The sequence below is a fragment of the Sphingopyxis sp. BE259 genome (genome assembly GCF_031457495.1).
Lineage (GTDB): Bacteria > Pseudomonadota > Alphaproteobacteria > Sphingomonadales > Sphingomonadaceae > Sphingopyxis.
Genome location: NZ_JAVDWM010000001.1, coordinates 1,368,856 through 1,382,221, shown reverse-complemented (window position 1 = coordinate 1,382,221; position 13,366 = coordinate 1,368,856). Strand labels below are relative to the sequence as shown.

At 64.0% G+C, this 13,366-nt stretch carries 12 protein-coding genes; 1 reads left to right on the top strand and 11 read right to left on the bottom strand.

Annotated elements, in window-relative coordinates; all coding sequences use genetic code 11:
• Positions 1-63: 63 nt before the first annotated feature.
• The 4 genes from J2X44_RS06705 to J2X44_RS06690 all read right to left on the bottom strand — a co-directional run bounded on the left by J2X44_RS06705 (position 64) and on the right by J2X44_RS06690 (position 5,686).
• Positions 64-3,477: an efflux RND transporter permease subunit gene (locus tag J2X44_RS06705; RefSeq protein ID WP_310088752.1), complete on the bottom strand. Its 3,414-nt coding sequence runs from the start codon at positions 3,475-3,477 to the stop codon at positions 64-66.
• Positions 3,478-3,521: 44 nt separating this feature from the next.
• Positions 3,522-4,733, bottom strand: a complete 1,212-nt coding sequence (locus tag J2X44_RS06700) for an efflux RND transporter periplasmic adaptor subunit (RefSeq protein ID WP_405053343.1) — start codon at positions 4,731-4,733, stop codon at positions 3,522-3,524.
• Positions 4,734-5,028: 295 nt separating this feature from the next.
• The gene (locus J2X44_RS06695; RefSeq protein ID WP_137752677.1) at positions 5,029-5,298 is read right to left on the bottom strand and encodes a GlsB/YeaQ/YmgE family stress response membrane protein; all 270 of its coding nucleotides are present in this window, start codon (positions 5,296-5,298) and stop codon (positions 5,029-5,031) included.
• A 124-nt stretch (positions 5,299-5,422) separates the two neighbouring features.
• The gene (locus J2X44_RS06690; RefSeq protein ID WP_293647980.1) at positions 5,423-5,686 is read right to left on the bottom strand and encodes a GlsB/YeaQ/YmgE family stress response membrane protein; all 264 of its coding nucleotides are present in this window, start codon (positions 5,684-5,686) and stop codon (positions 5,423-5,425) included.
• A 317-nt stretch (positions 5,687-6,003) separates the two neighbouring features.
• On the opposite strand from J2X44_RS06690, the gene J2X44_RS06685 reads away from it, so the two are divergent.
• A complete protein-coding gene (locus J2X44_RS06685; RefSeq protein WP_310088751.1) occupies positions 6,004-6,411 on the top strand; it encodes a hypothetical protein in 408 nt (135 codons plus the stop codon).
• A 220-nt stretch (positions 6,412-6,631) separates the two neighbouring features.
• On the opposite strand, the gene nadA is transcribed toward J2X44_RS06685, so the two are convergent.
• The 7 genes from nadA to J2X44_RS06650 form a co-directional block, all read right to left on the bottom strand.
• Complete coding sequence (gene nadA / locus J2X44_RS06680; protein ID WP_310088750.1) at positions 6,632-7,621, bottom strand: quinolinate synthase NadA; 990 nt, start codon at positions 7,619-7,621, stop codon at positions 6,632-6,634.
• A 70-nt stretch (positions 7,622-7,691) separates the two neighbouring features.
• The gene (locus tag J2X44_RS06675; RefSeq protein WP_310088748.1) at positions 7,692-8,405 is read right to left on the bottom strand and encodes an adenylate cyclase; all 714 of its coding nucleotides are present in this window, start codon (positions 8,403-8,405) and stop codon (positions 7,692-7,694) included.
• 65 nt (positions 8,406-8,470) lie between these two features.
• On the bottom strand, positions 8,471-9,118 hold the full coding sequence (locus J2X44_RS06670) for a DUF4230 domain-containing protein (RefSeq protein ID WP_310088747.1): 648 nt from the start codon (positions 9,116-9,118) through the stop codon (positions 8,471-8,473).
• Positions 9,115-9,915: a hypothetical protein gene (locus tag J2X44_RS06665; protein ID WP_310088746.1), complete on the bottom strand. Its 801-nt coding sequence runs from the start codon at positions 9,913-9,915 to the stop codon at positions 9,115-9,117. Before J2X44_RS06665 ends, J2X44_RS06670 begins: the two co-directional genes overlap by 4 nt.
• Before the next feature lies 1 nt (position 9,916).
• On the bottom strand, positions 9,917-10,834 hold the full coding sequence (locus tag J2X44_RS06660; protein WP_310088745.1) for an MBL fold metallo-hydrolase: 918 nt from the start codon (positions 10,832-10,834) through the stop codon (positions 9,917-9,919).
• Positions 10,835-11,068: 234 nt separating this feature from the next.
• Complete coding sequence (locus J2X44_RS06655) at positions 11,069-12,733, bottom strand: M56 family metallopeptidase (protein WP_310088744.1); 1,665 nt, start codon at positions 12,731-12,733, stop codon at positions 11,069-11,071.
• Positions 12,730-13,098 (bottom strand): BlaI/MecI/CopY family transcriptional regulator, encoded by a 369-nt coding sequence (locus tag J2X44_RS06650; RefSeq protein WP_293972880.1) that lies wholly within the window; start codon positions 13,096-13,098, stop codon positions 12,730-12,732. Before J2X44_RS06650 ends, J2X44_RS06655 begins: the two co-directional genes overlap by 4 nt.
• Positions 13,099-13,366 lie beyond the last annotated feature (268 nt).

Here is a 13,366-nt window from a genome sequence, read left to right as displayed (position 1 = left end):
GCGCCTAAAATGGCGAAGCGCCGCAAAAGTTGCAACCGCGGCGGCACATTTGGCCGCGCCCGATCACTCGGCCGGTTGCGGAGCAGGCGCGCCCTGGGGTTTCGTATCATCACCCTTTTCATAGGTGAGCAGGTTGCGCGAGAAGAAGCGGCCCAGGCGCTTTTCGATGCTGTCGGCCAGGCTGAAACCCGCGGGCACGATCAGCAGCGTCAACAGCGTCGACAGGATCAGGCCACCGATCACCACGACGCCCATCGGCGCGCGCCACGCCCCGTCGCCCGACAGCGACAGCGCCGTCGGCACCATACCCGCGACCATCGCCACCGTCGTCATCACGATCGGCTGCGCACGCTTGCGCCCGGCATCGAGCAGCGCTTCGGCCTTCGGCACGCCGTTGTCGATTTCTTCGATGGCGAAATCGACAAGCAGGATCGAGTTTTTGGCGACAATGCCGAGCAGCATCAGCAGGCCGATGTAAACCGGCATCGAGATTTCCATGCCGGTGACCCACAGTCCCAACAAACCACCGAGCGGCGCCAGCAGCAGCGAGGACATATTGACCAGCGGCGACAGGAAGCGGCGATAGAGCAGCACCAGCGTCGAGAAGACCAGCGCCAGGCCCGACACCACCGCGATGACAAAATTCATGAGCAATTCGGCCATGAATTTCTGTTCGCCCTGCACCACCTTGCGAATACCCTGCGGCATATCCTTGACCGCCGGCAACGCGTCAATTTTCGTCTGGGCGTTGCCGGTCACCAGCCCGGGTGCCAGATCGGCGCCGATCACGATCCGGCGCGTCTGATTATAGCGACGCAGTTCGGTCGGTCCGGCGCCAAAGCTCAGCTCGGCCACGGCTTTCAGCGGCACTGTGGTCCCACGCGTCGTCGGCACCGGCAAATTCTCCAGCGTCGCGAGGCTGCGGCGTGAGTCCTCGGACAACAGGACGCGGATTGGGATCTGACGATCGGACAGCGAGAATTTGGCCGCGTTCTGATCGATATCGCCCAGCGTTGCGATGCGGATCGTCTGGCTGAGCGCGGCGGTGGTCACGCCGAGATCGGCCGCCAGATCCATGCGCGGATTGACGATGATTTCGGGACGCGGAATGTCGCCCTCGATCCGCGGCGCCCGCAGCTCTTTCAAACCGCTCATCTCGGCGATGATCTTGCGGGCATGTTTTTCCAGCGCAACGGGGTCGTCGCCGCCGATGATGAAGCTGATGTCGCGGCCGGAAAAACCGCCCGACTGGCTTTGGAACGAAACGCGCGCATCGGGAATGGCGGCCATTTTTGGTTGCAGCCCACGCTCCCAATCGACGCTGCTTTCCGCCCGCTGCTTTCTCAGCGTGATGTAGACGCTGCCGCCGCCGACATTGACGTCATAGAACGCATTCTCGACGGTCTTGTTGCCCGACAGGATCGCATTGATCTGGTTCGAAATGCGTTCGCTCTGCGCCAGCGTCGATCCCGGCGGCAGTTCATAGCGGATCTGGCTGTAGTCGCTGTTGATCGTCGGCTGAAACTGCTGCGGCAGCGTCATGAACAACAAAATGCTCCAGGCGAACGCTCCGACGCCGACGCCGACAATCCAGGTGCGATGGTCGAACAACCGAGCATAGGCCCGTTGCACCATAAACTTCGACCAATGCGTCAAAGCGAATTGACGCATCCCGAAGACCCACGCGAGCGCGGCCAACAGGATGAGCAGCACGCTGGACACAGCAAAGGTCACCACCACCAGCAACGGGGTGATCAGCAGGAAATACAGCGCTGGGTTGGGGGCCGAATCAGGCGGGATCAAGCTGAAATAGGCATAGATTGCGATCAGCGCGGTCAGGAGAGTCAACCCCAACGGCACGGCCAGAAACGCCAGCCGCGTCGGGATGGCGTCAAAACCGGCGCGCATCGACTTTTGCTTCGAACTGTCGAGCGTCCACACCAAAATGCGTTCGTACCGATCGACCCACGGCCCTTCGGCATGCGTCTGCTCGCCCTGCGCCGACAGGAAATAGGCTGCGATCATGGGCGTGATCATGCGCGCCACGGCCAAGCTGACGAGCACCGCAAAGACCACGGTAAGCCCGAACTGGATGAAAAATTGGCCGGAGATGCCCGGCATCAGGGCGACGGGGAGGAACACCGCGACGATGGACATCGTTGTGGCCACCACCGCCAGGCCGATTTCGTCGGCGGCGTCGATCGACGCCTGATAGGCGGTCTTGCCCATTCGCATGTGCCGGACAATATTTTCGATCTCGACGATCGCGTCGTCGACCAGCACCCCCGCCACCAGGCTGAGCGCGAGCAGCGACAGGCCGTTCAGCGAAAAGCCCATCATGTCCATGAACCAGAAGGTCGGGATCGCCGACAACGGGATCGCGAGCGCCGAAATCAGCGTTGCGCGCCAGTCGCGCAGGAACAGGAAGACGACGACGACGGCCAGAATGGCGCCCTCGATCATCGCCAGCATCGAACTGGTATATTGTTCCTTGGTATATTCGGTGCGGGTGAACAGGATCTTGAAATTGACCTTGGGGTTGTTCTTCTTGATCTCTTCCAGCTTTTTCATCGTCTCGTCATGGACGGTGACGTCGGATGAACCCTTGGCCTTTTCGATCGAGAAACTGAGCACCTGACGCCCGCCGATCTTGGCCAGATTGCGCTGTTCGGCATAGCCGTCGCTGACCGTCGCGACGTCGCTCAGCCGGATGGTGCGGCCACTGCCCAGCGATAGCTGATAATTGCCGAGCTGGTTCGCGGTCCCGGCGTTGCCAAGCACACGCACGGCCTGTTCGGACCCGGCGATTTCGGTGCGGCCGCCCGCCGCGTTGACGTTGACCTGGCGCAGCTGCTGGTTGATCTGGCTCGCCGTCACGCCATAGCTTTGCATCCGCGCGGGATCCAGAATGACGCGGATTTCGCGATCGACGCCGCCGGACCGTTGCACGCGCGACATGCCTTGGATCGACAGCAAATCCTTGGCCACGGTATTATCTACGAACCACGACAGCTGCTCCAGCGTCATGTCGGTCGCCTCGACCGCGAAATAGGTGATTGGCCCGCCCGCGAAATCGACGCGCATGACCTGTGGTTCCAGAATGCCGTCGGGCAGGTCGCTGCGGATCTGCTGCACCGCCTGGTTGACGTCATTGTAGGCGCGGTCGATCGGCGTCCCGATCGCGAACTGCACCATCGTGCGGCTGCTGCCCTCACCTACATAGGACGACATGTCTTCGACGCCGCTGACCGCGCGCACCGCGGCCTCGACGCGCTGCGTCACCTGCGTTTCCAGCTCGGTCGGAGCTGCGCCCGGCTGTGACACGACGATCTGCACCGCCGGGAATTCTACGTCCGGATTGTCGTTGACGTCCATGCGATTGAAACTGACGACACCCGCCAGCAGCAACAGCACGAACATGACGATCGGCGGCACCGGATTGCGGATGCACCAGGCGGAGATGTTACGGAAGCTCATGATTCAAACGCCCTTGTGCGCACGCCCAGCGATGGACAGGCCGATCAGTTCGACGATTTCTGGAGAACCGGCTTCACCTTGTCGCCGACGTTCAGGAACGCGCCGGCCAGCACGATAACGCGCTCGTTGCCGGTCAGCCCCGATGCGATGGCGACGCCAGCATCGGACACCGACCCGACCTTGACCGCGCGGCGTTCGACCTTGTTGTCCTTGCCGACGACCAGCACAAAGCTGCCCTCGGGACCGCTCTGGACGGCGCTTTCGGGAAGCAGCGGTGCTTCGGCCGAACCGGCAATGAGTTGGGCATCGGCAAAGCCGCCGGGGCGCAATTCGGCGCTATACGGGATCGCGATCCGTACCATGCCCTGCCGGGTCTGCGGGTCGATAACCGGCGATTTCTGCCACACCTGTCCGGCGATCCCCTGCACGGCGCCCACCGGCGTCACGATCGCGCGCGTTCCGACGGGAATACGCGCCAGATCGGCCTCGGCCAGCTGCGCCATCATCTCCATCTCGCCGCCGCGCGCCATGCGGAACAAGACGCCGCTGCCCGCACCGACAATCTGGCCGGGCTCGACGCCGCGCGTCAGCACCAGCCCCGCCGCCGGCGCGACGATGTTGAGGCGGCCGTTGCGCGCCTGCGCCTCGGCATATTGGGCCTGCGCGACGCGGACGCGCGCATTGGCGGCGTCGCGGGTGGCGCGCTTGCGGTCCATATCCGCCTTGGAAATAAAGCCGCGTGACACCAGCGCATCGGCGCGGGTCAGTTCGGCCTGTGCCAGGTCGGCATCGGCCTGAGCAACCCGGATCGACGCCGCCAAGCTGGCCGCCTGCTGCGCCTGCACCGACCGGTCGATGATCGCGAGCGGCTGTCCGGCGCCGACCCACTGGCCGGGTTCGACCAGCACGCGCACGACCTGGCCGCCTTCACCGGCCACGCCGACCGGCATTTCGCGGCGCGCCGCGATCGTGCCATTGGCCGAAATCGTCGCCTGCACCGACTGGCGGCCGGGGATCACCACGGTAATGTTGGGAACGCTCGCTTCGCCCGCGGCGCCGACGGCGGCGCCATCGGCACCCGCCGCGCCGTCCTTGCTGGAGCTGAAAGCATACCAGGTCGCCGCCAGCGCCAGCGCAATCAGCACCAGTGCAACGATCATCCACGTCCGCTTGCGGCGGCTGCCCGACTCGTCATAATAGCTCTGGGTCGAACCCGCCAGGCTGTCCATCACATCCACTTTCCGCTCGTAGTTCACGCCGAATCCCTCCCTGACCGTGCGGCATCCGATGCGGCAAGCGCGACAACGCTCCGCCCCCTCCAGACCCGCTCGACAGGACCGAAATCCCGCAAGAGGTGTATTACCTAATTAAGCCACCGCTGGCAAGAGGCCAAACTTTGCTGCCTCGCCGCCCCCATGGAGCGCGGTTCTTAAGCGGTTATCGACGCGATTTCCAGTGGTTGCGGACATGAAAAAGGGCGGCGCGCCGGTCGGCGGGCCACCCCTTTATCCGGTCAGTCCCGCAGGACCAAGTACCGGGTCACTTATCGCGTCAGCGAACGCGACCGCGCCGCACGAGGTTGACGATGGCCAGCAGCACCACCGCGCCGATAAAGGCAGTGAGCAGGGTCATCGGGTCAAAGGCGTTGCCGCGCAGGTGACCGCCGCCCAGGAACTGCCCGAACAGGAACCTGCCGAGGATCGATCCGATACAGCCGACGATGATGTTGAGGAAAATGCCCTGCTGGGCATCGGTACGCATCACGATGCTGGCCAACCAGCCGATAACGCCGCCCATGACGATTGCGATAATGAAATCCATGATATTGACCCCCTACGATCATTGGTGTCGCCCGCCATTGCAGGCATCCTGTTGATAACCCGATTATTTGAAATCGCCTAGCAGAATGGCGGCGGCGTCATTCGCGCCGCCGCCATGCCGTGTTTTAACGAACGCTGCCGCGGCGAACGAGGTTGATGATGCCGAGCAGCACCACCGCGCCGATGAACGCCCACAACAGGCCGATCGGGCTGAAGGTGTCGAGGCTGGCACCCATGCCGAAAAAGCTGCCGAGGAAATTGCCGAGGAACGCCCCGACGATACCGACGACGACATTCAGAATGATGCCCTGCTGCGCGTCAGTGCGCATGACGATGCTCGCCAGCCAGCCGATGATGCCGCCAACGATCAAAGTGATAATCAATCCCATGTTTTTCCCTTCCTGAACCGCCGGGCAGACGCCGAACCCAGCGAAGCATTTTTGAACGTCCGGTCGCGCCCGGACATCGTTTCAACGATGCAACGACAATGCGGAAGGGAAGCGAAAGGTTCCCGGCCGGCCCCGCAGGACACGGCCGGGAAAGTGGGATCAGTTCCAGATCAAGAACTGCTCCGGGTCGCGACACCCGATTAAGCAGTCCCGTTTGACCGCGATGTGACGATCGTCACAGCGGCCAAAATAAACTCTGGGGCTGACGGCGAAAGAGCGGGATCGCCCGGCGGCGCGGCGCGCTGCGCCCAAACGAAATGGGGGCCGACATCGCTGCCAACCCCCACTATCCGGTCCTGCTCCACATACTCCGCCTCACGTCATCCCGGTCCGCTTCTCTTGCGATCAGCAGCCCGCAAAACGATGCGTTGCGGCGCATGCCGGAACAATCCGGCGACGGTTTGGTCGGCCCCCTTTCGGGGGCCGGCCGCACCTGGAAAGCCCTTCATCATCTTTTTCTGCGTCTGCCGAAGCAGTCGCTGTCCAAGCGATGGACTGCATTTCCTGTACCCGATCTGGTTCGCATCAACTCGTGGGAATCGCTACGTTCCGTGACCAGGCTATCGGTCGATTTCCTCGTAAGTCCTATCCGTTCTCTTCTGGCTAGTCTTGCAACTACCCTTGATGTCCCGGCGGTCTTTCGTCTCTGTCGTCCGATGATTTGAAGCTGACATGAAGCCCGCCGGGCGCCAACCGAAAAACGCCCAAATGCCCTGTCCGAACGTCGGCTGCTGTGGATAAGTCCGGCATTAGCAACAAGCGGATTCGGTGCAGCATTTTTGTAACAAGGGTGCAGCATTTTCGGATTCGGATTTGCCGCTTTTCCCACGATAGGCGTCCCGCCGACTCGCAACGGCGATTCGGAAATCCGACTCGCGTCAGGGTTTAAGCCCGTCCCAGATCACCCTGGCCGATCGTCCCCGATGCCATCTCGAGCATCCGGTCGAGGCTCTTGCGTGCCGCCAGCCGCAGGCCTTCCTCCATCTCGATCTGCGGTTTCAGGTCGCGCAGCGCGAGATAGAGTTTTTCCATCGTGTTCAGCGCCATGTACGGGCAGATGTTGCAGTTGCAGTTGCCGTCGGCGCCCGGCGCGCCGATGAAGGTCTTTTCCGGGATCGCGAGTTCCATCTGGTGGATGATGTGCGGTTCGGTCGCGACGATCAGCGTGTCGCCGGGAAAGCTCTTGGCGAATTGCAGGATGCCGCTGGTCGACCCGACATAGTCGGCATGGTCGACGATGTGCGGCGGGCATTCGGGGTGTGCGGCAACCGGCGCGCCGGGATGCTGCGCCTTCAGCTTGATCAGCTCGGTTTCGCTGAACGCCTCGTGGACGATGCACACGCCCGGCCACAGCAGCATCTCGCGCCCGAACTTGCGGTTGAGATAGCCGCCCAGATGGCGGTCGGGGCCAAAAATGATCGGCTGGTTTTCGGGGATCTGGCTGATGATCGTCTCCGCGCTCGACGAGGTGACGATGATGTCGCTGAGCGCTTTCACCGCCGCCGAACAGTTGATGTAGGTCAGCGCGATATGGTCGGGGTGCTTTTCACGGAAACGTTTGAACTGTTCGGGAGGGCAGCTGTCCTCCAGCGAACAGCCGGCGTCCATGTCGGGCAGGATGACGATCTTTTCGGGGCTCAGGATCTTGGCGGTTTCGGCCATGAACTTCACGCCGCAGAACGCGATGACATCGGCGTCGGTGTCGGCGGCCTTGCGCGACAGCTCAAGCGAATCGCCGACGAAATCGGCCAGATCCTGAATCTCCGGCTTCTGGTAATAATGCGCCAGAATCACCGCGTTGCGATCCTTGCGGAGGCGTTCGATTTCGGCGCGCAGGTCGAGACCCGAGAGATTTTCGCGGATGGGAGCAGTCATCGCTTTTCCTTATCTGGCTTTTGCCTTGGGCTCCCCCCTACACCGCGACCCCAGACAGGGCAACGCGGTGTCAACCGCCGGTCAGCCGGTCCGCGAGCGCGATGACGGGGGGCGTCAATGCTGCCAGATAAATGGTGAGGCGCACCGCGACGACAACCGCCGCGATTGCCTTTGTCGCCGGATGAACGCTGCCCAGCGTCCGGCGATCATGGAACGCGATAATGCCGACGACGCCCAGCTGGATCAGGCCGATCGGGATGTCGGACCAGCCGATCATCAGCGGCATCGGCAAAATCCGGCCGAGCGCGGGCTCAAGGATGACGATCGTCGCCCCGATCATCAGCCGCCGATGCCAATCGGTCCGGTGGCGCCGTCGCACCGCCATCCACACCATCAATCCGAACACCAGCGATTCGGTAAAAGTCAGCGCCAGAAAATACGGCGGCGAGAAAAAGGGCGGAAAACGCCCGAGCACCAGCGACGCGATCCCGGTGAACATCCCCAGCCCGGTGATGAATATGGCGAGCGTCGCGCCGGTCCAGCCGAGTCGTCGGTGCAGCACCATATTCTGCCGCGACACCAGCATCGGCTGAACGACCAGCAGCCCAAGCCAGGCGAGCATCAGTCCGCCATGCAGATGGACCCAGAAGGGCGCGGCGACCGGATCGACAAAACCGCGTAGCGCAAATTGCAGGAAGCCAAGGACGATGAACGCCGCCAGGCCGAGCGCCATGCGCTGCCAGAAGAGTTCGGCGCGCGCCGCGCCCGCTGCTGTCGTCGCCATGCCATATCCCCCATCGGCTGGAATCGCGACGAGCTTAATGGACGGACGGGGCTTGCGAAAGCCGCCTACCCGGCAGGGGTATTGGCAAAGCGCGCGGTGACCTTGGCATCGATCCCCGCGGCCTTTAGCGGCATCGCGAAACTCTGTTCGATCGCCGCGCGCGCGGCGCCCTGTGCCAGCCGCATCGGGGTTGGTCCCTTGGCCTGCTTGATCAGTTCGGCCTGCGCCGCCTTGCGGTTCGCGGCGTCGAGCGCGGCCTCGGCGTCGGTCAGCGTCAGCAGGATCGTGCCGTCGCGAAACTCGCTGATCGCGTTGAGGTCGATTTCAGGCCCGGCGAGGCGCAGCGGCGGCAGGGTGACCGTGAGCATATTGGTCGCCGCATCCCAATCGAGATCCGACGGTTTCAATTTGCCCAGATCGACCTCGTAACGCACCGTACCGGGCATGATCAGCGTCTTTTTGGCGCTCAGTCCCAACCGGTTCTGGGTCGAGGTGACGACGGCGACATAGCGCGCAGTGAACGGCACCAGGACATTCTGTTCCTGCAATCCCTGCAGGCTGGCCGCAACGACCGTTTCAGGGTCGGTGCCCGTTTGCCAGTCGCGCCACGCCGACACCGCCCACCAGACGGCGAGCGCCAGCAGCGCAGCGGCGGCGAGAAGGATGAGGCGCGGCAAAAGGCGCGGGGCGGGAGAGGACGAATTCATGGTCATGGGGTTGTATAGCTCGAACAATCGGGTGCGGGGCGATCCATTTCGTATCGCGCCGTGGCAGGGTTGTAACGCAGCAGCCGTTGGTAGCTGCAATCGGGGTCTTTCCAGTCGGCGAGATCGCCGGATTTGAGCTTTTGGCCGCTATTGTCTTCGCTCCGCCGCGACGTCTGCGGATAGGCAGTGGCAAAGCTGCGATAGGTCAGCGCGGGCAACTCGCCGCCGTCGGCCGGGGCAGGTTGCAGCACCGCCTTATACTTATATTCGTCGTGGCAGGCGTCGAGCCGATCCTTCATGTCCTGTTCCGAAAAGCAGGCGCGGATCATCAGCGAGCTGTCCCATTCGACATCGAGCACTTCGCTGCCCAGCGCGATCGCGTGGGGCGCCATGCCAAAGCGCAGCAGGTGAAGCCGACTACCGGACCCGCCGCCGCCCGAATACATGGCGCGTTGTTCGCCGATCACTCCGACCAGCATCTCCAGTCCGGACTTCCCGTCCGCTTCATCGCCGCGGCGCACCCACACGGCGTGAGGCCACAGGTGCAGCGCCTGCGGCTCACCCGCGAAAGCAGGCAGCGGCAGCGCCGTATTTTCGGTGTCACCCGATCCCGGAAACGAGACGACCAGATTGGCCGGCAACGCGCCGCTGTCCGCCTCACCCGGCAGCGCAAAACATATCTGCCCGTCGGGCAGACAATGGCCGCCGCCCTCGTGCGCGATCAGGTCGACCATGACAGGGTTGGCGGCGGGCACGGCATCGGCCGCGGGCTGCGCCGCGGCAAGCAACATCGTCAAAAGCATGTCAGGCCAATTCCCATTCGTCATCGCGTTCGCGCACCACCCCGCGCGCCCGCAGGTCGAACAGATGCGCGAGCACCGAGCGTCCGGCGGCGCCGGTCAGCCGCGGGTCTAGCCCCTTGTACATATGCGCGACCATCGCGGGGATGACCCGGGTTCCCTTTTCCAGCTCGCGCAAAATCTGTCGCTCGCGCTGTTTGCGGTGGCCCAGCATACCGCGGACGAGCTGGCGCGGCTTGGTCACCGCCGGGCCATGTGCCGGATAATAGACGCGATCGTCGCGCTCATAGAGCTTCGACAGGCTGGCCATATAAGCAGCCATGTCGCCGTCGGGCGGGCTGACGACGCTGGTCGACCACGCCATGACGTGATCGCCGGTGAACAGCGCGCCACTTTCGAGCAGACCAAAACACAGATGGTTCGACGTATGTCCTGGGGTCGCGACCGCCTCCAGCGTCCACCCGTCGCCCGTTATTCGCTCACCATCTGTCAGCACGCGGTCGGGCGCATAATCGGGATCGAACGCCGAATCGGCGCGCGGGCCGTCGTCGCGCAGCGCGAGCGGCGCGCAGCCGATGATCGGCGCCCCGGTCGCCGCCTTCAGCGGCGCCGCGGCGGGGCTGTGATCGCGGTGGGTGTGAGTGCACAGTATCGCAGCGACGCGCTGGCCGCCGACGGCGCGCAGGATCGCGTCAACATGCCCCGCGCCGTTGATGTCGGCGGGGTCGCCGATACTCATGCCGCTGCCGGTCGGCCCCGGATCGATCACCGCAACATCGCTGCCCGCGCCGACAAGCCAGGTCTGGGTGCCGGTGAAGGTGTAGGGCGACGGGTTGGGCGCCAGCACGCGGCGAACGAGCAGTTCATGCTGCTCGCAATCGCCGGCGCGGATGCTGTCGGGCCAGGGCTTGTCTTCGCTCATGGGCCTTATGTGGCATTGCGGGGGGCGGAGCGAAAGGGGCGGCGGCGTTCATTTCAGATAATGGCCGGTTGCGTGCCTAAGCGATCCTCCCCCTCCCCGTGCCGGGGACGATCGGCAGTATCCGCGCCCACCCGCACGAAAAAGGGAGCGGTTGCCCGCTCCCTTTCCCGCCCCTGCCGCCAGCCCCACCGGGGAGCAAAGGCTGGCGCCGACGCTGTTCGGGCTTCGTGTTGTTCAGTCGCCCGATTTCTCGATGTCGGCGATCGCCTTGTCCAGATCGGCGGCGACCTTGGCGCGCATGTCTTCCGACAGGCCGCGGGCACGTTCGCCCTCGGCAAAGGCCTCGCGCGCCTTTTTCAGTGCCGACAGACGTGCTGCCTTGCCCTCTGCGCTGTCGTTGCATGCAAACATGACCACGCGACTACGCTTGTTGCCGTCGCTCTCGTCGCGGTTTACGATCGGCGCCGCCTTTTTGCTGTCGCCGCACTTGCCAAGCACCATCGTCTGGCCATGCACCGACGACCAGGCACCATGTGGCATGGGCGGCATGGGGGGCATCGGCGGCATCGGCGCGAGCACGGTACGGATGCGTTCCTTACGCTTCGCTTCCAGCTTGTCGGCGATCGCATCGGCCTGCTGGCCGGTGATCCCCTGTTCCTTCAGCGTCGCCAGCACATCGTCGCGCGACAGGCTGCCCGGCATCCGCACGTCGATGCGGCGTAGCTTGTCCTTGCCGTCCGCGGGCGCGAACATGACCGTCGGTGCCTTGCCCGCGTCGTCACCGTCGCGGCGGATGACGATGCGGCGTACTTCGCGTGACTTGCCGTCCTTGTCGGTGGTCACATCCTCGCTGTGATCGGTGAATACCATTACACCGGGCGCGTCGGGGGCCTCGGCCGCTGGCGGCGCCTCTGACGGCATAAGCGGCGCGGGCGGTTCGGCCATATCCATCGTCTGCGCGGTGGCGGTCACAATCCCCGCTGGCACCAGCGTCGCCGTCGCCGCCAGGACCGCCAGCGTTGCCCCGCCGATCAGCACCCGGCCCGCCAGCCCGCGCTGTTTAGAAATATCCGTCCGCATCAACATCGTCAGCCTCTCCTGCAAATTATCGTGAACCGCCATCGGCGCCGCGAGCGACAGGCGCGATCCTACGGCCGCCTTGGCGATCGCGGTGGCGTAGCGCGCCGTACGCTCGCCGCGCATGTCTGCGTCGGCCATCGTCAGCACGCGGGCGTCGCACGCTGCTTCCTGATCGAAGCGGAAAGCGCGGATCGCGCGCCAGGCAAAGGGGTTGAACCATTGCGACGCCAACAGCACGAGCGCCGCGGCATTGGCCCACAAATCGCCATGACGATGGTGCGCCAGTTCGTGATCGACCGCGAGCGCGCGCTCGTCGGCGGCGTAGCGGGCAAAGAAATCCTGCGGCACGGCGACGATGCGATGCCACAGACCAAAGGCGACGGGGCCGTCGACCGCATCGGTCATCACCAGCCGGATCGTCCCGATCGGTTCGAGTTCGACCGCCTCAGCCAGCACCGAGGTGCGGAAGCGGCGGTGCGACAGCAAAGCCATCGCTAGCACCGCCGCCATGCCCATCGCCCAAAAGACAAAGATATAGGGCATGGCATCGGCGACCGACCATGCGGGCGCCGCGGGAACCATCATTGGCGCATCAACCGCGACCAGCGTGACGTCGGCGCTATCGGCCACTACAACCGGTTCAGCAAAGGGCAGCGGCGGCAACACCAGCCGCAGCGCCGGGATCAGCCACAGGCTATACCCCAGCCGCGGCCCGAAATGGCGCGCAAAGGGTTTGCGGACCAGCAGCACCGCGAGGACGAGCAGCGCGGTGGTGAGCATCGTGTCGCTCCACACTTGCATCCAGGTCGCGCCGCTCATGATTTGAGCCTCCGCAGCAAAGCCTCGATTTCGGCGATATCGGTGTCCGACAGCGCCTCGCGATCGGCGAGGTGCGCGATCAGCGGGCTGACACGGCCGCCGAAAAGGCGATCGACAAACCGCTGCGATTCCTCGCCAACGGCGTCGGCGCGCTCGATCGCGGGGCTGTAGAGGTAGCGACGCCCATCGGCTTCGGCGGTCACCGCGCCTTTCTGGACCAGCCGCGCGAGCAGGGTCTTGACTGTCGCCTGCGTCCAGCCGTTCGCCTTGCCGATTCGGGTGGTCAGGTCGGCCGCGGTCTGCGGGGCATCGTCCCATAGGGCCGACAGCACCTGCATCTCCGACTCGCTTGCTCTTTCTGCCATTAGAACCCCTCCCATTGGCACCGCTGATCCGTTCTTGATCTGCCGGGCGACTACAAATGTAGTCAAAGGGCTGAATGGTCGATGAACGAAGCTGAACGGTTCAACAATACAGAGGGGTTCGCCAATGTGTCGGGATTTTTGACAAGCTCTGACGGCGGTAAGGAATCGCTAACCACCGTGTCCCGCGCATATCCGTCGCCGCGCCAGATTGGCACGGCAATTGAATAGTATCCGATGTTCCCGAGTGTTCCGCTCAATGGAGCGGTGG

Bases quoted from the DNA above. Each gene is read 5' to 3' on its own strand.
- J2X44_RS06675 (WP_310088748.1), bottom strand. From the start codon at position 8,405: ATGGCGACGACAGCAGCGGGCGCGGCGCGCGCCGAACTCTTCTGGCAG.
- J2X44_RS06650 (WP_293972880.1), bottom strand. From the start codon at position 13,098: ATGGCAGAAAGAGCAAGCGAGTCGGAGATGCAGGTGCTGTCGGCCCTA.
- J2X44_RS06670 (WP_310088747.1), bottom strand. From the start codon at position 9,118: ATGACCATGAATTCGTCCTCTCCCGCCCCGCGCCTTTTGCCGCGCCTC.
- J2X44_RS06690 (WP_293647980.1), bottom strand. From the start codon at position 5,686: ATGGGATTGATTATCACTTTGATCGTTGGCGGCATCATCGGCTGGCTG.
- J2X44_RS06665 (WP_310088746.1), bottom strand. From the start codon at position 9,915: ATGCTTTTGACGATGTTGCTTGCCGCGGCGCAGCCCGCGGCCGATGCC.
- J2X44_RS06655 (WP_310088744.1), bottom strand. From the start codon at position 12,733: ATGAGCGGCGCGACCTGGATGCAAGTGTGGAGCGACACGATGCTCACC.
- nadA (WP_310088750.1), bottom strand. From the start codon at position 7,621: ATGACTGCTCCCATCCGCGAAAATCTCTCGGGTCTCGACCTGCGCGCC.
- J2X44_RS06685 (WP_310088751.1), top strand. From the start codon at position 6,004: ATGGGGGCCGACATCGCTGCCAACCCCCACTATCCGGTCCTGCTCCAC.
- J2X44_RS06705 (WP_310088752.1), bottom strand. From the start codon at position 3,477: ATGAGCTTCCGTAACATCTCCGCCTGGTGCATCCGCAATCCGGTGCCG.
- J2X44_RS06660 (WP_310088745.1), bottom strand. From the start codon at position 10,834: ATGAGCGAAGACAAGCCCTGGCCCGACAGCATCCGCGCCGGCGATTGC.
- J2X44_RS06695 (WP_137752677.1), bottom strand. From the start codon at position 5,298: ATGGATTTCATTATCGCAATCGTCATGGGCGGCGTTATCGGCTGGTTG.